This is a genomic window from Dyadobacter fermentans DSM 18053 (assembly GCF_000023125.1).
GTDB classification, from domain to species: Bacteria; Bacteroidota; Bacteroidia; order Cytophagales; family Spirosomataceae; genus Dyadobacter; species Dyadobacter fermentans.
The window spans coordinates 5,883,888-5,903,069 of the sequence record NC_013037.1; the positions used below are offsets into that span (position 1 = coordinate 5,883,888).

Annotated in this window: 17 protein-coding genes; 12 read left to right on the top strand and 5 right to left on the bottom strand. The window is 51.4% G+C overall.

The window, feature by feature from the left end; genetic code table 11:
• Positions 1 to 23 precede the first annotated feature (23 nt).
• Both DFER_RS24225 and DFER_RS24230 read left to right on the top strand, forming a co-directional pair.
• A complete protein-coding gene (locus DFER_RS24225) occupies positions 24 to 311 on the top strand; it encodes a hypothetical protein (RefSeq protein ID WP_015814304.1) in 288 nt (95 codons plus the stop codon).
• A gap of 114 nt (positions 312 to 425) precedes the next feature.
• Positions 426 to 1,634 (top strand): hypothetical protein, encoded by a 1,209-nt coding sequence (locus tag DFER_RS24230; protein WP_015814305.1) that lies wholly within the window; start codon positions 426 to 428, stop codon positions 1,632 to 1,634.
• A gap of 46 nt (positions 1,635 to 1,680) precedes the next feature.
• Here the strand turns inward: DFER_RS24230 and DFER_RS24235 are convergent, their stop codons facing one another.
• A complete protein-coding gene (locus DFER_RS24235) occupies positions 1,681 to 2,547 on the bottom strand; it encodes a carbohydrate-binding family 9-like protein (RefSeq protein WP_041735475.1) in 867 nt (288 codons plus the stop codon).
• A 120-nt stretch (positions 2,548 to 2,667) separates the two neighbouring features.
• A complete protein-coding gene (locus DFER_RS24240; RefSeq protein WP_015814307.1) occupies positions 2,668 to 3,978 on the bottom strand; it encodes a hypothetical protein in 1,311 nt (436 codons plus the stop codon).
• A gap of 198 nt (positions 3,979 to 4,176) precedes the next feature.
• Between DFER_RS24240 and DFER_RS24245 the strand changes: the two genes are divergently transcribed.
• The 4 genes from DFER_RS24245 to DFER_RS24260 all read left to right on the top strand — a co-directional run bounded on the left by DFER_RS24245 (position 4,177) and on the right by DFER_RS24260 (position 9,526).
• Positions 4,177 to 4,752, top strand: a complete 576-nt coding sequence (locus DFER_RS24245) for an RNA polymerase sigma factor (RefSeq protein ID WP_015814308.1) — start codon at positions 4,177 to 4,179, stop codon at positions 4,750 to 4,752.
• A gap of 860 nt (positions 4,753 to 5,612) precedes the next feature.
• Positions 5,613 to 7,586 (top strand): T9SS type A sorting domain-containing protein, encoded by a 1,974-nt coding sequence (locus DFER_RS24250; protein WP_015814309.1) that lies wholly within the window; start codon positions 5,613 to 5,615, stop codon positions 7,584 to 7,586.
• Between the two features lie 117 nt (positions 7,587 to 7,703).
• Positions 7,704 to 9,107: a GH1 family beta-glucosidase gene (locus tag DFER_RS24255; RefSeq protein WP_015814310.1), complete on the top strand. Its 1,404-nt coding sequence runs from the start codon at positions 7,704 to 7,706 to the stop codon at positions 9,105 to 9,107.
• A gap of 62 nt (positions 9,108 to 9,169) precedes the next feature.
• Positions 9,170 to 9,526, top strand: coding sequence for a hypothetical protein (locus DFER_RS24260; protein WP_015814311.1), 357 nt, complete (start codon positions 9,170 to 9,172; stop codon positions 9,524 to 9,526).
• A gap of 3 nt (positions 9,527 to 9,529) precedes the next feature.
• On the opposite strand, the gene DFER_RS24265 is transcribed toward DFER_RS24260, so the two are convergent.
• Positions 9,530 to 9,760, bottom strand: coding sequence for a hypothetical protein (locus DFER_RS24265; protein WP_015814312.1), 231 nt, complete (start codon positions 9,758 to 9,760; stop codon positions 9,530 to 9,532).
• A gap of 120 nt (positions 9,761 to 9,880) precedes the next feature.
• On the opposite strand from DFER_RS24265, the gene DFER_RS24270 reads away from it, so the two are divergent.
• Positions 9,881 to 10,924, top strand: coding sequence for a DUF4097 family beta strand repeat-containing protein (locus DFER_RS24270; RefSeq protein WP_015814313.1), 1,044 nt, complete (start codon positions 9,881 to 9,883; stop codon positions 10,922 to 10,924).
• Between the two features lie 116 nt (positions 10,925 to 11,040).
• Positions 11,041 to 11,982 (top strand): ComEA family DNA-binding protein, encoded by a 942-nt coding sequence (locus DFER_RS24275; RefSeq protein ID WP_015814314.1) that lies wholly within the window; start codon positions 11,041 to 11,043, stop codon positions 11,980 to 11,982.
• Positions 11,983 to 12,014: 32 nt separating this feature from the next.
• Here DFER_RS24275 and DFER_RS24280 read toward each other — a convergent pair whose 3' ends face one another.
• Complete coding sequence (locus DFER_RS24280) at positions 12,015 to 12,785, bottom strand: LOG family protein (RefSeq protein ID WP_041735476.1); 771 nt, start codon at positions 12,783 to 12,785, stop codon at positions 12,015 to 12,017.
• 128 nt (positions 12,786 to 12,913) lie between these two features.
• Between DFER_RS24280 and rpiB the strand changes: the two genes are divergently transcribed.
• Positions 12,914 to 13,345, top strand: a complete 432-nt coding sequence (gene rpiB / locus DFER_RS24285) for a ribose 5-phosphate isomerase B (protein WP_015814316.1) — start codon at positions 12,914 to 12,916, stop codon at positions 13,343 to 13,345.
• Here rpiB and DFER_RS24290 read toward each other — a convergent pair.
• Positions 13,342 to 14,754, bottom strand: a complete 1,413-nt coding sequence (locus DFER_RS24290) for a hypothetical protein (protein WP_015814317.1) — start codon at positions 14,752 to 14,754, stop codon at positions 13,342 to 13,344. The genes rpiB and DFER_RS24290 overlap by 4 nt on opposite strands.
• A gap of 127 nt (positions 14,755 to 14,881) precedes the next feature.
• On the opposite strand from DFER_RS24290, the gene rbfA reads away from it, so the two are divergent.
• The 3 genes from rbfA to DFER_RS24305 all read left to right on the top strand — a co-directional run bounded on the left by rbfA (position 14,882) and on the right by DFER_RS24305 (position 19,182).
• Complete coding sequence (rbfA, locus tag DFER_RS24295; RefSeq protein ID WP_015814318.1) at positions 14,882 to 15,265, top strand: 30S ribosome-binding factor RbfA; 384 nt, start codon at positions 14,882 to 14,884, stop codon at positions 15,263 to 15,265.
• A 17-nt stretch (positions 15,266 to 15,282) separates the two neighbouring features.
• Entirely contained in the window at positions 15,283 to 16,509 is a 1,227-nt protein-coding gene (locus DFER_RS24300; protein WP_015814319.1) for an FtsX-like permease family protein, read from the top strand.
• 108 nt (positions 16,510 to 16,617) lie between these two features.
• Complete coding sequence (locus DFER_RS24305) at positions 16,618 to 19,182, top strand: M1 family aminopeptidase (protein WP_229206102.1); 2,565 nt, start codon at positions 16,618 to 16,620, stop codon at positions 19,180 to 19,182.

The window sequence follows — 19,182 nt, forward strand, 5'->3', positions numbered from 1 at the left end:
TTGATTTTTAAACACATAATCCCATGAGCCACATTGCCATTCCCATCCCGCCGCTTCAAGGTAAGCAGGAGATCAAAGTAGAGGTTACGATCAACGGAATCAAGCAAAACCTGTTTTACCGGGTGGAGCTGTTTTATTGGGAAGATTGTACCAATCCGGTTGCGCACCGCGCCGATTGCATCAGCGAAATGCTGTCACATCACGATCCGGAATGGACGGTCTATTACATCGGTGCGCCTAACGACGAATTTGTGCCAATCACTTTTGTCAAAAAGGAAAGCAGGGCCCTCTTGCGTGAAGCAATAGCCTGACCCAGGTCGCAAGGGGGCTGATTAATTCTTTTTTAATCTTTATCTGCAACAGTGTTGCAATTGTGGTTTTCTTGAAACTACATTTGCATCAATGTTGCATGTAAAGATTTTTTTATGAAAAAGCATTTATTCAAAGTATTGCTTTCTGTTTCGATGGGCGCCCTGCTGGTGGCCTGCGACGACAAGGAGAAAGATGAGGTAACGCCCGTTGAGGAAACCGAATTCAAGTTTATCCGCGTGATGGTGAATGACGAGACGTCCAAAGAGCTGTCGCTCGTAGACCCGGTGAAGCTGTCGGTGGAAAAGTTTGACGCGCAATTTCCGAAATCGGCGCTGTATGGCACGCAGGGAGGCCGTTTCGGCGCGCTGGTGAATGGCGCCAACAATTTTGTACAGCTCTTCGATAGCGGTTTCGAAGGTCACGGCGACCATGTGGATGTGAAAGGCACACCCAAGTTCGGCGCGCTCACAGGCGATGGCAACAGGCCGACGCATTTCAAGAGCAAGGGCGACGAGATTATCACGTTCAACGACGGCGACGGTACGCTCAGCATCGCCCGGGAAGCCGATTTTCACACGGCTGGCAAGAAAATGACGGCTATCAATGCAGGCAATGTAGCGCACCACGGCGCAATGACGAAGTTCGACAATGGCACGTACGCCATTACCGAAAAGGACGGATCGGTGGCCGGCACGTTGCCTGAGCGCGTGAAGATCATCGACGGTTCAGGAAAAACGCTTTTTGCCTCTACGGTTCAAACAAAAGGCATCCACGGAAACGCTACGAATGGCAGCATTTCACTATTCGGCTCTTCGAGCGGCATTCTGGCTGTGGAACCGAGCGGTAATCAGCAGCTGATCCCGCATCCCGCTGATTTCGGTGAAGCCTGGTTCGGGTCTATCCTGGAAGCGAAAGGCGCCGGCAAATTCCTGGGCTACACCGCCGCGAAAGGCGTGTATATCATTGATGTAGCTGCCAAATCGGTGACGCCCGTGCTGGCAAGCACCGACATTATGCAGGCAAAGGTGGATTACGCAGGAAATAACCTGGTGGTATTGCTGCACAGCGGCGAGCTCCGGATTTATGATTTGAAATCCAACACATTGAAAATCAGTGGTTCGGTGACGGGCGCTACGGCCAAAGACGAAACACAGAAGCCTCAGCTGGAAGCGACCTCGCGGTACGTTTACATTACCCAGCCCAAAAGTGGCGAACTGCTGGTGGTGAGCACAAGCAATTTGTCTAAAATCAATAAGGTGAAAGTATCGGCTACGCCTTACCGGCTGGCTATTCTCGGCCTCGAGTCGAGCGAAGGACATTGATATCCGAAACCCGGCAGGCCTTGTGGTTTGCCGGGTTTTTTAAAAACTATTTTGCCTTTCCTACTGCCTCGCCGCTGAAATGCAATTTGCCCCAGTACTCGGGATAATGCATATTGATAATGCCTTGCGGCGACCATACCCAATTGTATTCAGGGATAACCTTCCCGGTTTCCGCGTTGCGCTTCCGGGCGTAGCGGCCTGTCTCGTCCACCTCGTGCTGCCAGTTCACGCGTGAGAAATTAATCCGCCATTCCGAACCGTCCGCCGGTATCAGCGGTTTGACCGTCTCAGTGGAAAGCGATTCAAAAGGAATCGCGATTTCGACGAACCAGCGCTTGTCTTTATCCTTCGCATTGTTGACCGTCCCAACGATCGAAACGGCCGTTTTCAGCCCCTCAATGTCCCATTTGATCTGCGCTTTTCCGCCTTTGCGATAAGGTTTGGGCAAAAACAGGTCGAAGGTATTGTTGATCGCATTCACTTCCAGCTCATAATAATTGTCGGTATCGCCATCGGGGTCGATAAATACCTCGAAATCGTTTTCCAGGTACACAATCTGGTCTTTCTTGTCCTGATAAGCCCATATATGCTCCTCCTCGATTTGGGCCGCGATGTAGAGGTAACGGTCGTCCCAGAGCATTTTTACCCGCGTTTCTTGCAAGGGAAGTGGTTTTTTGTCCCCTTCAATATCGACGAATGAATCGGTCCAGGCGGCTTTTTTCCAGGACTGTTCATTCAGTTTTCCATCAATGGTCATGTCCTTTCCGGCCCGGTAGCAGGTGTAACTTTCGGGAGTAGGGAGTGATTGTGCCTGGGAGTCCGAAGTGCTTATGCAGGCGATGGCGGCGAGTGCGGTGGTCGTTCGTAAGAAGGTAAATCTGTTCTTTCTGCTGAATAAATTAAAGTTTTTCAAGACCGGTAAAGGGAGTAGTTAAAAGAAGTTCAAGATAGCGCATTGCCACGGAATTTGCAGCAAATGCGCCGATTTTGATCCTGTCGTTTCAACTCCCTAACTCAATTCGCAGCCGGTCGCTCACTGGTTCAGCAGATCGCCCGCTTTGCTTTCATTACTGAGCAATTGCTCGAACAGCTTCCATCTCTTGTCCGGGTCCGTGCCGCCATCCTGCGATTCGATGTACTTTTTGACAATGTCCTGCCCGTAATTGTAATTGATCACGTAGCTTCTGTATTTCCGGATGAAGCGCAGGTAATCCGTGGCGCCTTTTTCCGGCAGAAGGCAATAGTCGGTCAGCCACCGCTTTGCTTCCTTATCGCTCATACCGCGGTCGAGCATACCGCGGGCCACCTCGTTGCGGGCGTAGTTGAGCGCCGAGCGGATCGCCAGCGCTTCGAAATACACCCCGATTTGCGCGGTGTCCAGCCCGGCCAGCGGTATCAGCACTTTTTTGCAGAACTCCTGTTGCTCGTTACCGGGAAATGCCATCGAAATGCCGTAGTTGGCACTTCCCTCGGCGATCAGCGATTGCGGGCTGAATAACGGGTACAGCGAGATCTCGGTCCAGCCTTTATCACGGAAAAGGTTTTTCTCCAACAATGCATTATAAACATGGTGGCCCGGATAGCCCTCATGGCAAGCCAGGTCGATTGCACGCTCGATGTAAATCGGCTGGCTGACATTGATCTGGATCACGCTTTTGTAATTGCCCTTGTACCAGTTGTACCCCGACCACGGCTTGTCCTCCACATATTCCAGCCTGAAATCCTCCCCGGCCGGCAAGGTGTAATGCACCATCGTGCGTTTGCGGGCTTCGGTAATGGCGGCGCGGAATACGGTGTCGATCTTGTCCTTAGGGATCAGGAAGCGGTTGGCCAGGGCCTGGTATCGGTTCGGGATAGGCCCTTTGCCGGGCAGCAGGGCGTCGAGCCGGGTGATGAGTTCGCGGAAATGCTGCTCTTCATGCACAGGTGCCACCGCATCGAAAAGCGCTTTGGATTCGGCATCGAATGGCACGAATGTACCGGAAAATATGTGCACGCGCCGCTGAAATGCCGTGAGCTGGGCGGACATCCACCGCGCGCGGCGGGCAGCCGTGTCGTTTTCCGTTTGCGACGAAAACTCGGTGAGTGCCTTCTTCAAGCCGGCGATCTTCCGCAGAAACGCTTCTTTGGGAAATTGTGAAGTGTCTGTTTTTGCCGGCCGCAGCGAATCCGGCCCGTAATAGGCATCCACGAAATCGCCGTCGTACCGTCCGATCGAGAGCCCGAGCTTCACGTACTCGTGCGCAATGCTGTCGAGGTGGCCGGTGTGGGTGGCAGGTTTGCTTGGCCGGCTGCACGAAACGGCGATGAATGCGGCGATCAGGATCAGACAATTTTTTAGCATAACATATGGATATTCAGTGTGTAAGCCGGTACGGGAGATTTATGAATGGGAGCGCGGGCAGGCAGCTTACGTCCGGATAGCACGCCCCAATTCGAGCTTAAAATACACAGGTTATCGCGAAAGTGGAGCTGGAACAGAAATATTAACAGTCCACTTGCCAGGAAATATCTCGTGGCACGTACTTGAAAAGGGGGAACAATGAACAGGGTCGATGTCCGATACAGGGAAGATGAACTCGTTATGATGCTCAAAGCGAACAATCGCAGTGCTTTTGAGTTCTTGTATGACCACTATTCGGCAGCGCTGTACGGGGTTGTTCTCCGGATCGTCAGGGAAGAGGAGTGTGCTGCCGACGTTTTGCAGGACAGCTTTCTGAAAATCTGGCGTAATATCGGCAGCTATTCGGCGGAGAAAGGCACGCTGTTCACCTGGATGCTCAACATTGCGAGAAATACCGCCATCGACAAACTCCGTGTTGAAGCCAAAATAGAGCGGAATGTCGTTCGGCTGGATTTGCCCGGCGGTATTGCTCACGAGGTGGCCGACGGCTCGAACTACGCACTATTTGAAATCGACGTGAAGACGTGGGTCGGGCGGTTAGCGCCGGACCGCCGCATGCCGATCGAGCTCGTGTACTTACACGGGTACACGCATGAAGAAGCCGCAAAGGTACTATCGATCCCGCTCGGCACGTTGAAATCGAGGGTTCGTAAAGGTCTTCAGGAACTCCGTTCGGTGTTTTCTACCCCGGAAATCCAACTAAAAATTGCCTAAAATCCTATTTATGATTTGATGCCTTTTGTAAAAATAACTCGAGAGTTATTTGGCGTCACCGCATTTTCACGGCCCGATTATTCTGCCGGACGTGTTAAATGGCGGTGTTTTTTATTGCTATGCTGCGGTAAAATGAGAAATTATTTGGCACAAAAACGCATAAATCCGAAGAGGATGTAGCTAAAATGCTGGAACACAGTAATAAATTGATTGTATTTTGTTCGTAGTCGCAATAAACCTTGTAGAAGTGACCATTTGAGTGAAAAAAAGTTTTGTCGAAATTCTTCAGTGAAAACGCTCATTCGGCGACAGCAAGTCATAGACGCGACGAGTGCCATTAGTTCCTCAAAACACGCATTTAGTACCTCAAAATGCGCCTTTCGATAATTTTAAGTGTAGAAGTTTTACTTCCGCCGCCGTCACGATTGCGACTAAGCGATGATTTTGGAATAGCAGCTAACCTGTACGAAGTGCGTACCCGATTTCCCATGTAACTGACCTTTACGGCAAAATAATGTTCTGTTCGGATGTAACCGATCGACCTGTGCGTTGTTGTTGTCGATGTGCCGCTGAATTGGAAAAGTTATATTATTAGTTTTAGCGAATGTTGCAACCACTTTGAATTCATCTTAAAAACTATTTTCTGAATTATCGCTTATTAAAGCTAATTAATTCATCTATTTTTTGTAGAAATAATTATTGAAACTGGAATAGAAATATTTGAAAATTGCTGTTAAACATAATTATTACGTAACTGTCATATAAAAAAAGTGCTATTTTCTCTTGATCTAATTTTTACCTTTGCAGCGTACATTTTGTTGGCAAGCGAATCAGCTAATCAATTACTAATCAATTATGTTATGAAAAATTTTACGTTTCTCTTTACCCTTTTACTCTTAACCCTGGGCTTCGCCTTCCAGGCCAGCGCAACGAGTTATTGCGATTGCGAGAACAATAAGCTTAACAATGGCGGCTTCGAAAGCGGGACTAACGGCTGGACAACGGTCTTCGGAAGCTTCGGAACCAACGACTATTACAAGATGTGTGGTTGGAAAGGCGGTGTCATTGGCGATAACAAGGACAACGCGGCAAAGATTTATCAGGATGTTAACATCACCGGCGGTAGCGAAGTAACGCTCACCGTATATGGTGGTACGCACAAGAGCCGGTACGACCATACATTCTCACTGATCTTCCTCGACTCCAACGGCAATCCTGTGGGTGATGCGGTGGTTAAGCAGGTAGATTACGTGGTTAATAACAGTAATTTGCAGAAGTATACGCTCGTCGGAACGGCACCGTCCAATGCGGTGAAAGTTCGTTTCCAGGCTTACGCGCAAAAAGATTATCTGAAAATTGACGCGGCATGTATGAAGGTGAAGACTAAAACACCTGTAAGCTGCGAGTGCGTTGAAAACAACCAGTATATCAAGAATGCAAGCTTCGAAAACGGCACGGCTGACTGGCAATGGGTTCCAGGACAGTCACAGGCTACATTCACGAAGGACGAAGGCTACAACATGTGCGGTGATAAGAATGGTTTGCTCTACAAAAAAGGAAAAATCTATCAGGACATTTCCTTGGTGCCGGGTTCATCCATTCAGATCAGCGCCTACGGCGGTACCCATACGAACGACAATTGGAACAGACATTATTTCAAAATCACTTTCTACGACGGACAAGGTAACTTGCTGGGTGATTCATCCCGCGTGCTCATGGATCACATCGTAGGTAGCGACAAGCAACTGAAAAAATTCGATCTGTCCGCAACTGCCCCTGCGGGTTCGGTAAAGGCACGTTTCACGGTTGAGTCAACCGGCGATTATTTCAAGGTAGATGCGATTTGTACGACTGTAACGCAGCCTATTACCTGTCTGGAATGTAATGGCAACACGCTCAAAAACGCGAGCTTCGAGGATGGTACGAACAACTGGAGCGTAACCGGTACATTGTCGGTAGATGCGCTGTACGCTGTGTGCGGTTCGAAAGGTGCCAAACTGACCGGCGCGGGCAAGTTCTGGCAGGATGTGGAAGTTCAAACGACTTTCGGAAGCCAGGTGAGCCTTACCATCTATGGCGCATTCGACAATGCCAATAGCCAGGTTTTCCAACTATTGTTCCTGGATGAAACCCAGTCGGAAATCGGCCAGGTAACCAAAGAGGTGACCAAATCGCTGACGACAAGCCCGTGGGGCCTTGAAAAATATACATTGTCCGGAACGCTTCCGAGCAATACCAAATACGTTCGCGTGCTTGCATCATCGGCCGGTGGAACATTTGTGGCAGACAATGCATGTCTCGTATTCTCGGGCCCTCCATTGCCTGTAACACTGTCGGCATTCTCTGCAAAAAAAGAAGGTGCTACCGCGCAACTGACCTGGGCAACTACTTACGAAACCAACTCGGCTTACTTCGAAGTGCAGCACAGCCAGGACGGCAAGAAATGGACGGCGCTGACGCAACTGGATGCCAAAGGCGAAAGCAAGCAGCTTGAAACTTACACTTATACGCACACCAATCCATTTGCCGTGAACCTGTATCGCCTGAAAATGGTGGATCTTGACGAAACTTTCGCTTACAGCGCGATCAAGAGCCTGAATTTCGATGGCCAGGAGCAAATGAACGTTTATCCGAACCCGACTGTGGATCGTATTAAAGTGAGCAGCAACCAGCTCGTTACCAATGTGAAAGTGTACAGCGCGAACGGTGTGCTGGTACTCAACACGAAGCCTGATCCTGCCAGCGAAGTGGATCTGACGCGGCTTTCACAAGGCACGTACTTTGTGAAAATCAATGACGGCCCGCTGATGCGCAAAATTCTGATCGTGAGGTAATCTTCCGATAACCATACCGGTCAATCTTAAAGCCCTTCGTCCGCAGTTTCCGGACGGAGGGCTTTTGTTTACATATTAGTTTTAACTTTCGTACATAAAAGCTAATCGGTTACGGGTTTGACAACGCTTATTGATCATCATATAAAGGATTCGGGGTATGAGCAGGCGGTAGCAGGGCCATTGTCGCGGGCCAGCTTCGGAAGCGATTTTAAATGGGGCGTAGCCACGGCGGCCTACCAGATCGAAGGTGCAGTGAACGAGGATGGCCGCAGTGATTGTAACTGGGATGTTTTTACCAGAAAGAAAGGTAAAATCAGCAACGGCGACCATGCGCGGCATGCCTGTGACTTCTACCATCGCTACGAGCAGGATCTGGAACTCGTGAAGGAATTAGGCTTTAAGGTATTTCGTTTTTCGCTTTCATGGTCGCGGATATTGCCTGATGGCCATGGACGGGTGAACCAGGCCGGGATCGATTTCTACAACCGGCTCATCGACCGCTCCATTGCGCTTGACATTGAGCCCTGGATCACATTGTACCATTGGGACCTGCCGCAAATCCTCGAAAAATCGGGCGGCTGGAAAAACCGGCGGGTCGTTGAATGGTTCGCCGAATACACGGCCGTGTGCGCCCATGCATTCGGCGATCGTGTGCGGCATTGGATCGTGCTGAACGAACCGCTGGCCGTGGCGGGCCTCGGCTACACCACCGGTGAGCACGCGCCGGGAAGTAAAGGCATTCATAACTTTCTTCCAGTGGTGCATCATCTGGCGCTGAGCCAGGCGGAAGCAGGCCGGGTATTGCGGGCAATATTGCCCCACGCACGGATCGGCAATGCGATTTCCTGCTCCTATGTGCATCCCAACAGCCAGAGCGCGGCGGATGTGCGTGCGGCAAGGCGCGCCGATGCGATCATGAACCGGCTTTTTATTGAACCGGCACTAGGCCTGGGTTATCCCAAAGATGCATTTCCGTTTTTGTCCAATATCAAAAGGTTTATGCGTGAGGGCGACCGGGAGAAGCTGAAATTCGATTTCGATTTCTGGGGGTTGCAAAACTATTTCAGCGTAGTGGTACAGCATTCGTACCTCGCGCCGGTGTTGTGGTTGAAAGAAGTGCCCGCTACGCTGCGCAACGCGCCCACAACGGCGCTGGGTTGGGAAATCAGCCCGGCCGGGATGTATGAAATACTGAAACAATTCAGTCGCTATGAAGGCGTGCGGGAATTGGTCATTTCGGAAAATGGAGCGGCTTTTAAGGACAAATTAAAAGACGGAAAAGTGGACGATACCGCCCGCCAGGCCTATTACCATGATTACCTGGGCGCAGTGCTGAAAGCCCGGAACGACGGCGTGAATGTGACCGGCTACTTCGCCTGGACGCTGCTCGACAATTTCGAATGGGCGCACGGATACTCCGCCCGTTTCGGCCTGGTGTATGTCGATTTTAAAACGCAGGAGCGTATTGTGAAGTCGTCAGGCCGATGGTTTGCCGACTTCCTGAATCAGGAAGAAAAGTAGCCTGGCTTCCAACTATTTCTGAAAACGGGGTGTCTAACCGACATATTTAAACCCGTAAAAACATGAAAATCCTGATCGTCGTTTTCGGTTTGCTGGCCTGGATAGGCTGTCACGACGAAAGCAAAGACATTAACCTGGAAATATACGAAGCCGAGGCAACCTGGACCAACATGCTCGCGGTGGACGGCTGCTCCTGGCATTTCAGCGTCGCTTCGGGCGACTCAACTGTATCGCTGCTGCCCGACGAAGCCTCCAAAGTCAAAATCGAGAAGGAACTGGGCAAATCCGAAGACTATTACAGCTTTACCAAAGTACGCCTCAAATACAGCCTCACCGGTGCCAAAGCAACCGTTCCCTGCGGCTGGGGCGCCACCGGCACTTTCGATGAGATTAAAATCGTTGAAATCAAGAAACAATAATCCTTACAATTGGAGGATCTTTTTCGCCTCCTGTTCCGAGTAGTAAGGACCCAATTCCGCTTCATCAATAATCTCCTGCACCTGCTCATCCGTGGCAGGTGTAGCTGCTTTAGAGGTAGCCTCCGGGTGCTCTTCTTCGAACACGATCGTGCCTTTTCTCTGAAGTGTTTGCAGGATTTCAAATACTAATGTCTCTTCGGACTCGCTGACGGCTTTTACGCGAAATGTTTTCATATCAATAACTGATTTAGAATTGAGAAACTGCAAAAATTATACCGTCGCAAACTTTTAATTTATGCCATGCAACTTCACGGCTAAGTTTGGCATCATTGGGTGGAACAAATCCCAACGACCATGAAAATTAAACAACTACTTACGCTCGTCCTGTCTGCGTTCGCTTTCGTGAGCGTGTGTGCGCAAGGCGATAATGACAAACCTTACGTTACTAAAAACTTCAACGGCTCATCCCTGAAAGCATTACAGGTAGAAACTTCCGGCGGCTCGATCTCAGTGCTCGGCGGACAGTCGGGCGGATTCAAAGTGGAAATGTACGTTCGCGGCAACGGCTGGAACAGCAATAAGGAACTGACAAAAGAAGAAATCGAGGACCGCCTGGAAGACTACGACATCCTGATCGGCACGGAAGGCGACAAGGTAGTGGCCACCGCCCGCCGGAAAAATAACCTGCAATGGAATGAGAAAAGAAACATTTCCATTGCATTCAAAGTAACCGCGCCGCGTAATGTCGCCACGAACCTGAAAACGAGCGGCGGCAGCATTAAAATCGCCTCACTCACCGGCGAGCAGAATTTCACAACCAGCGGCGGAAGCCTGAAAATCGAGGATCTGGATGGCGTGGTCAATGGCCGGACTTCCGGCGGCAGCATTGATGTGGCGCGTTGCAGCAAGGAAATCAACCTGCACACCAGCGGCGGAAGCATTAAGGCGAATGAACTGAAAGGTAAAATCGAACTGAAAACTTCGGGCGGAAGCATTGAACTGGCGCAGCTGAATGGCGATATCGTGGCGCACACCAGCGGCGGGAGCATCCGGGGTGAAGGCGTGGACGGTTCACTGGATGCGGGTACTTCGGGCGGGTCGGTGCGGCTGGCCAACGTGTCGGGCAGCGTGCGTGCGAGCACCAGCGCAGGAAGCATTGAACTGGAACTCAAATCCCTGGGCAAGTATGTAGACCTCTCGACTTCTGCCGGAAGCGTACGCGTTTCGATGCCGTTGGATAAAGGAGTGGACCTGAATCTGAAAGGTAACAAAGTAAATATCCCGCTGAAAAACTTCGACGGTTCGGTTGAAAAAGACCGCGTGCAGGGCAAAATGAACGGCGGAGGCATTCCGGTGACATTATCCGCAAGCGCAGGAAGCGTTTATGTGAATCAGTAAAATATATTTGAATGCAACACAAATGAGCAGGCGGTTTACCGTCTGCTCATTTGTGTTTAAAAACCTGTTACCAAAAGACGGTTCGTACGTCAAAATGGGAAAACAAAAGCCCAGGTATGTACCGTAAAATTTTAAATGCACTACAGGATTTTTTCGGCATATCCCGAAAAGAAGCCCGGGGCGCGCTGGTAATGATGCTATGCTGCGCCGTGGTCATCTGGACGCCCTTTGTATTTCGCCGCTGGGTGCTGCCCCTCGTTCCGGCCGGCGTTCCACCGGAGCGAAAAGTGCTGGACAGCATTGCCGTGCTACTCGAAAAGCAGCAGGCGGCCGGTTACCGTAGGGGAAAACGGGCTGGTGGTGAGCCGCGGCCATTGCCTCCGAAGCATATCGTGCTCGCCCGGTTCGATCCCAACGAAGCATCCGAGGAGGTGTTGATGGGTGTCGGCATTCCGGCGTTCATCGCGCGGCGCATCGTCAAGTTCAGGATCAAGGGCGGGCGATTCGCGCGGAAGGAGGATTTGATGAAAATATACGATTTCCCGCCGGAGCTCTATGCCCGTTTGGAAAGGTTTATAGTCATTGAAAATGCTCCCGCGGCGGTGCAAAGCGGCATTTCGGAGACGCGCACCTATGCCAGGCAGCAGGTTAAAGTTAATATTGCACCGTTCGACATTAACCAATGCGATACCACGGCGCTCATTCGGCTGAAAGGCATTGGAAGCAAGCTGGCGCAGCGGATACTGAAATTCCGCGACGGCCTGGGAGGGTTCCACTCGGCAGACCAGTTTGCCGAGGTCTACGGTCTGGATTCGCTCGCGTTGTCGGAGTTGAAGCGCTATGCGAAAGTGAACAGCGACGTGCGAAAGGTGCCCATTAACACAGCCACCGCCGAGGAAATGGGCAGGCATCCGTATCTACGAAACCGGAAGCAGGTGCAGGTGTTGCTCAATTATCGCGCGCAGCACGGGCCTTTCAGGTCGCTGGACGATCTGCGTGCGGTGAAGGTGCTCGACGAAGCCACGATACAAAAAATAGGGCCATACCTGTCTTTCTGACGGCATGGCCTTTTCGAAGAATGCTTTCGTTGCTAGAAGTTGGGTTTCAGCAGGTATTTCGAGTAGAATGTGTCGATCACTTTTACGGCCTCGTCGGGCGTGTCTACTATGCTGATCAGTTTCAGGTCTTCCGGATTGATATTGTGTTCGGTGAGCATAGTCCCTTTGATCCAGTCGAGCAGGCCCGACCAGTAGGTGCTGCCCACGAGCACGATCGGGAAGCGGCCGATTTTTTTGGTTTGGATGAGCGTCATCGCCTCAAATAGCTCGTCGAGCGTGCCGAATCCGCCGGGCATCACGATGAAGCCCTGCGAGTATTTGACAAACATGACTTTCCGCACGAAAAAGAAGTCGAAATTGATGCTCTTGTCGTGGTCGATGTAAAGGTTGCTGTGCTGTTCAAACGGCAGTTTTATATTCAATCCGACCGACTTTCCGCCTTGTTCGAAAGCCCCTTTGTTACCGGCTTCCATGATACCCGGCCCGCCGCCGGTGATCACGCCATATCCGTGGCGCACGAGTTTGGCGGCAATGTCTTCCGCGGTTTTATAGTAAGGGTTGTCGGGCAAAGTACGGGCAGAACCGAAAATGGAAACGCACGGGCCGATTTTGGCCAGTTTATCAAATCCTTCCACAAATTCGGCCATTACCTTGAAAACAACCCACGAATCGGCACTCTTGATCTCGTTCCAGTTGCGGTCTTCAAACGCCTCCTTGATCCTCTTCTCATCCTCGGGAACGGCCGGGTTGAGGAGAGAAACGTCCACTAATTCTCCGTTGGTAGGTTTTACTTCTTCACTCATATTTAGGAATCCATTGAGTTGTTGATAAGTATAATGGTAACTTTGTACCATTCATACCAATAATAAAAAACTTTTCACCGTGCCCGCCGTATTTTATCGACCGGTGGGTTGTAATTAACAAAAAAGTAATGAGAAAAATTGCTATCGGCTCCGATCACGCAGGTTTCCCCTACAAGCAACCGGTTATCGACTGGCTTACCACGAATGGTTTTGAAGTAAAGGACTTTGGGACATACAGCGCCGACTCGGCCGACTATGCGGATTTTGCGCATCCTGTGGCGAGCGGAGTGGAAAGCAAGGAGTTCGAAAAAGGGGTGTTGCTCTGCGGAAGCGGCCAGGGCGTGTGCATTACGGCGAACAAGCATCAGGGCGTGCGCGCTGCGCTCGTGTGGGATTTGCCTTTGGCCCCGTTGGCGCGCCAGCATAACGATGCGAATGTGATCTGCTTCCCCGTGCGTTTCATCGAGCTGGAAACGGCATTGGCTAGTCTGGAAGCATTTTTAAGCACCGAGTTTGAAGGCGGCCGTCACCAGACGCGCGTCGATAAGATTTCCTGCTAGTAAGCCCTTTGGTAAATACCTTTCCAGGGGCTCTGGACATATTGTTTCTTCAATGCCGGAACCCGGTTCAGGAGTTTCGGCATGATATTTACCTTATCGATCACGTACTCGGGCGGATCTTTGCGGAAATTGTTGTAGACGTGGATCACGCTGTCGAAATTATCGAGGTTTTGGACGTCGTAGCTTGCCAGCTCCCAGTTGAGGTAGGGTGTGGCGGTGAAATTATTGATATACTCCCCTGAATTCTGCCCCAAAACGAGGATACGCCTGTTCCGGATCTGATCGGGCAGGTTAGCCGGCTTGGCGCGCAAGTTTTCCAGCTTTCCCATTGCCACGCCTGGCAGCACGCCGCGCAATCCCTGGTATTGAATGAGCACGATCATCGCGCCCATAAGCGTAAACTGCAATTCGTCGGCCCAGCTGTTCTTCTTGAAACTCTGAAAGTAATGCGTGGCGAAAAACGCGGCCGGCGGGATGAAAATGACAAACTGCATCGGCGCGAGAAACTGCATGAGCGGAATGGTGAACACCGCCGCGATGAACCAGAGCGCCATTACCTGCTGAATGCGCGTTTGGTAGTTCACAAACCGCAGCGTTGTGAATATCCGCATAAAACCCATGACCCCGAAGCCCAGCGGCAGCAACAGCGATGCAAGCAGGGACGAGAAGTCGTTGAGATTATATTGTTTCACCTGAAATACCGACGTGAGCAGGTTTCTGTTGAGGCTTTCCATGCCATTGTTCAAATAAAAGAACAGCACGACCATCAGCAGCGGAAACACCGACCCGAACAGGCCCAGCAAATGGTGCCGGAACGTGGAACCGGTGTAGAAAAGCAAAGCCAGAAACGCCCAGATCATAAACAGCGACGCCGGCAGGTAAAACAAAGTGGCGATCCCGATGTAAAGCCCCAGCTCGAAAACCTGCGTCGTAACCTCCCGTCGGACCAGCATTTTAACAATGGACCCGAATGCGAAAAGCAAAAAGGTATTGGCCAGCAGCATAGGCGACAGTGTGCCCATGTCGAAGGAAATGTTCAGAAACAGCGCATACAATGCGCCCGGCAGGTAGGTGCGCTCGGGAAAAACGTCGCGGGAGTGGATTACGTAATTGAAATACAGGATCTGCACCAGCGAAACGCCCATGGCCGCGAGCTGGTAAACCCATTGCGCCCGGCCGAAAAGGCTGTCGATAAACCAGTAGGTGAGTCCCGAAAATGGGCTTACATTATCCCAAACGTCGCGATAAAGCATGAACCCGCGGCCCATTTGCTCGCCCACCAGCATCCAGCTAAGCTCGGGTATCAGCAGCGGCGCGCCACCCAGAAAAAAGGGGAGACGAAGCAGCAGGAAGAATACTACTAGGCTGATGGTCTGGTACCGTGCATTTACGCGAAAAAAACTAAGCAAGCGGCAGGTGGATTAGGTATCTGACGGGAAATAAGTTTCACGAAATTACAATGCGGGCTTCTACAAAAACAAAATAAGTACGGATATTTGTACTTATTGAAAGGAGAGAGGGAATGACGTTTATCATATGGAATCCAAAAGACAACAAAAAGTAGGCAGACAGATACAAAAGGACCTGGGGGAAATATTCCAGAAAGATGCGCAGCACCTTACCCATGGCTCGTTTGTAACGATCACTGCCGTACGGGTCACGCCCGATTTGAGCATCGCCAGGGCTTACCTGAGCTTTTTGCCCGATAAAAATAAAACCATGCTGCTGGAAACGATCCGGGAAAATACCCGATTCATCCGCCAGAAACTCGCCGAACGCGTCCGTCACCAGCTGAGGATCGTTCCGCACCTGCAATTTTATATCGACGACACGGCCGAATACGCAGCCAAAATGGATCAGTTGTTTGCGGACCTGGTGATCCCGCCCGCACAGCCCGACGAGGAGGAAGATACCTACTGATTTCAAGTTGAGCCATCATGGATATTTCCTACCGGATTGCCGTTCGCTACTTTTTTTCGCGTAACAAACGGAGTTTCATCAGTCTGATCGCGCGCATTGCCATGGCCGGCGTGGCGGTCGGGACGATGGCTATGGTGGTGGTATTGTCTGTGTTCAATGGAATGGAAGATCTTAACCGTAAGATTTTCAAGACATTCGACTCGGATGTGCGCATTACGCCTGCGGAAGGCAAGCGCTTCAAGGTCACGCCGGGCATGCTGCAAGCGGTGCAGACTGTGCAGGGCGTGAAACTCGTGACGCAGGTGATCGAAGACAATGCGCTGGCCCGCTACGGCAACCAGCAAACCATTATCCGGCTGAAAGGCGTGGATAGCACTTTTGAAAAGCAAAAGCAGCTCGACACGGCGATGGTGGAAGGCACACTTCGGCTGATCGGCGACAATGGAACGCCCTACGCCATTATTGCCGAGGGTGTGCGGAATGCATTGTCGATTTCACTCGAAGACATATTCACGCCGCTGGAACTGCTTTATCCGCGCACGGGCACGAGAACGCTCAACCTGACATCGCCGGAGGCATTCAACCAGCTCAATCTGCGCCCGGGGGGTATTTTTTTTATTGAAAACCGCTACGACGACTACATCATCGCGCCATTGAAGCAGGTGGAAGGGCTGATGGGCTACAATCAGGAGCGCTCCGCCCTGGAAGTGTACCTGCGGCCCGGCTATGCGGAAAAAGACGTGAGCGACCAGATCGGCGCAAAGCTCGGAAAAGCATTTGTGGTAAAAGACCGCGACTCGTTGAATGCCGATTTGCTCCGTGCGATAAAAATGGAAAAGCTTTTTGTGGCAGTGACCCTTTCGCTGATTATTTTAGTGGCTGCAATCAATATCTTTTTCTCACTCAGCATGTTAGCGATCGAGAAAAAGAACGATGTGTCGATGCTCTTCGCAATGGGCGCCACGCAGTCGCTGATCCGCCGGATTTTCATCGCCGAAGGTGCTATCGTGGCGTTTTCGGGCGCTATTGCTGGGCTTTTGGGCGGGATCGGGATTTGCTGGTTGCAAATGCGGTACGGCCTGGTGTCGATGGGCATGACCACCTCGCTGGTAGATGCCTATCCGGTTAAATTAATTTGGGAAGACATACTCTACACAGGCGTGATTGTCGTTATGATAACTATGGTTGTTTCGTACATCCCGGCCAGAAGGGCCGCAGCAGCCGGTGCGCTACTGCGGGTGTAGCCTTGGCCCGATACCGTCAGAAAATCGTTTATTAATTCATTTACATTGACTTACTTCCTAGCAATCAATCAGAAAGCGGATATGACCGGTGATAATACAAGACCTTTTTTGAACCGATTGATTTTTACAATTCTTGGAATACTTTCTTTCGCATTCAGTACGCCGGCGCAGGCCGGAACCGATGCCGACACACTTTACAGAAGAAATCCCGGAACAATCACCCCAAAAGGCCCCTACCGGCCGGAAAGACCCCGCAAGAACGACATTTTATACACTCGACTGGACGTTCAGCTGGATTGGGCGAAGCAGCAGGTGCCCGCGTCGGCCATATTGAAGTTCAAACCGCATTTTTATCCCCAAAACACCCTCGAACTCGATGCCAAAGGCTTTGAGATCAAGGGTATTTCAATGCTCGACACGACCGGTGAATACGGCGATCTGACGACGGAGGAAATCGCGGGGAAGGTGAAGAAAAAACTGGAATTCAGCTACGACAAACGGAAGCTGACCATTAAGCTGGGCCAGGAGTACACCCGCAAAGACACGCTTTTTGTTAAAATAGATTACATCGCCAAGCCTAACGACGTGCCGAGAGGCAAGGAAGACGACAGCGCTTCGGATAAAGGGCTCTACTTCATCAATGCCGACGGCCTCGACGAAGGCAAGCCGCGCCAGGTGTGGACGCAAGGCGAAACCGAAGGCAGCTCGTGCTGGTTTCCGACGATCGACGCGCCTAACCAGAAATTTACCCAGGACATTTACATCACCGTCGACAGTACCTACAAAACGCTCTCAAACGGCCTGCTGGTAGGGCAGGAGGAAGGCAAAAAGGGCACGCGCACCGACCACTGGAAGCAAACCCTCCCGCACGCGCCTTACCTGGCCATGATCGCCGTGGGTGATTTTACGGTGGCAAAAGACATGATGCCCAACGGGCTGGAACTGAGCTATTACGTCGAACCGAAATACGGCGCCGATGCACACGCCATTTTCGGGCGCACGCCGGAAATGATGGGCTTTTTTACGAATGTTTTCGGGGTAGAATATCCCTGGGAAAAATACGCGCAGATCGCCGTAAGGGATTTTGTGGCCGGAGCAATGGAGAACACGACTGCCACTGTGCACGAAGAAGGCGTGCAGAATGACGCCCGTTCGCTCGTAGATGGCAACTCAGATGCCGTAATCGCCCATGAACTGGCCCACCATTGGTTTGGGGACTACGTAACCGCCGAAGAATGGGGCCAGCTGCCGCTGAACGAATCATTTGCGAACTACGCCGAATACCTTTGGAGTGAATATAACGACGGTCGTTTTGAGGCGGACTGGGGCAACTTGCAGGAAATGAAGGAATATCTGGCCGAATCGGAAACCAAGCAGGTGCCGATGATCCGGTACTTTTACAAAGACCGCGAAAATATGTTCGATGCGCACTCCTATGCCAAAGGTGGGCGCATATTGCACATGCTGCGCTCGCTCGTGGGCGACGACGCGTTTTTTGCCGCATTGCAGCACTATTTGAAAGCACACGCATTCGGCACAGCGGAAATCGATGACTTGCGCAACTCATTCGAAAAGATAACCGGCCAGGACCTGAACTGGTTTTTCGACCAATGGTTCCACAAACCCGGCCACCCCGTGTTGAAAATCGACCAGCAATATGTGGCCGCGCAGGGAAAAGTGATTTTGAAAGTAAAACAGGCGCAGGACACCGTAGCAACGACCGTTTACCGATTGCCTGTGAAAGTGGATGTGTGGGTTTCGGGCAAAATGAACCGGTACGACGTAGTGCTGGACAAAGTGACCCAGACGCTGGAGTTTCCGGCCGCCAAAAAGCCGGAACTGGTGGTATTCGATGCCGACGCCCAGCTGCTGGCCGTTGTGGAGCACGACAAGAACCGTCCTGAAATGGAATTCCAATACCTGCACGCCGATCGTTTCTTGCATAAATATGAGGCGCTGGCATCGCTGGAAGGCGCTTTGGCCGATACAACGGCGAGGAAAATACTGGTGAAAGCCATGGACGATCCGTTCTGGAAACTCCGGCAGATGGCGATCAGCAACTTTGCGGAGTATGCCGGCGAGGGTTTCGCGGACATTGAAAAAGTAATCCAGGCCCGCGCGCAAACCGATCCGCACCCGCAGGTACGCGCGGAGGCGATCATTACCCTGGCCTCATTCGGCGACAATAACAGCGACCAGATATTCAAGGCGGCATTGGCCGACAGTTCGTACCTCGTGGCTTCGGTGGCGATTGAAAAATACCTCATGAGCCAGCCTAACGACGCCGCCGAAATAGCCGCGCAGTTTGAAAATTCGCCTAATGATGCCATTATCACCGCCGTGGGTAACTATTATGCGGGCCTCGCTGAGCCCGAGCGTTTCGATTGGTTCCTGACCAAAATGAAGGCGATGAAGCCCGGCGATAAATACAATTTCCTGCAAGTATTCGGGAAATACCTGATCAAATCCAAGCAGGATGTGCAGCGCAAAAGCATTCCGGTCCTCGAAGGCCTCGCGCGCGACAATTCTTCGTATTTCGTGCGTTTCGGCGCATTCCAGGCGCTTGGGTTGCTTACCGACATTCAGGGCGTATCGGCACTTCGCAAGGACATCCGCGCGAAAGAAACCGAGCCCAGGCTGAAAGAAATGTACAGCCAGTTCGGCGATTTGTAG

Excerpts from the sequence above, each read along its gene's own strand:
- DFER_RS24225 (WP_015814304.1), top strand. The coding sequence starts at position 24 with ATGAGCCACATTGCCATTCCCATCCCGCCGCTTCAAGGTAAGCAGGAG.
- DFER_RS24245 (WP_015814308.1), top strand. The coding sequence starts at position 4,177 with ATGAACAGGGTCGATGTCCGATACAGGGAAGATGAACTCGTTATGATG.
- DFER_RS24275 (WP_015814314.1), top strand. The coding sequence starts at position 11,041 with ATGTACCGTAAAATTTTAAATGCACTACAGGATTTTTTCGGCATATCC.
- rbfA (WP_015814318.1), top strand. The coding sequence starts at position 14,882 with ATGGAATCCAAAAGACAACAAAAAGTAGGCAGACAGATACAAAAGGAC.
- DFER_RS24300 (WP_015814319.1), top strand. The coding sequence starts at position 15,283 with ATGGATATTTCCTACCGGATTGCCGTTCGCTACTTTTTTTCGCGTAAC.
- DFER_RS24230 (WP_015814305.1), top strand. The coding sequence starts at position 426 with ATGAAAAAGCATTTATTCAAAGTATTGCTTTCTGTTTCGATGGGCGCC.
- rpiB (WP_015814316.1), top strand. The coding sequence starts at position 12,914 with ATGAGAAAAATTGCTATCGGCTCCGATCACGCAGGTTTCCCCTACAAG.
- DFER_RS24270 (WP_015814313.1), top strand. The coding sequence starts at position 9,881 with ATGAAAATTAAACAACTACTTACGCTCGTCCTGTCTGCGTTCGCTTTC.
- DFER_RS24250 (WP_015814309.1), top strand. The coding sequence starts at position 5,613 with ATGAAAAATTTTACGTTTCTCTTTACCCTTTTACTCTTAACCCTGGGC.
- DFER_RS24260 (WP_015814311.1), top strand. The coding sequence starts at position 9,170 with ATGAAAATCCTGATCGTCGTTTTCGGTTTGCTGGCCTGGATAGGCTGT.
- DFER_RS24240 (WP_015814307.1), bottom strand. The coding sequence starts at position 3,978 with ATGCTAAAAAATTGTCTGATCCTGATCGCCGCATTCATCGCCGTTTCG.
- DFER_RS24280 (WP_041735476.1), bottom strand. The coding sequence starts at position 12,785 with ATGAGTGAAGAAGTAAAACCTACCAACGGAGAATTAGTGGACGTTTCT.
- DFER_RS24265 (WP_015814312.1), bottom strand. The coding sequence starts at position 9,760 with ATGAAAACATTTCGCGTAAAAGCCGTCAGCGAGTCCGAAGAGACATTA.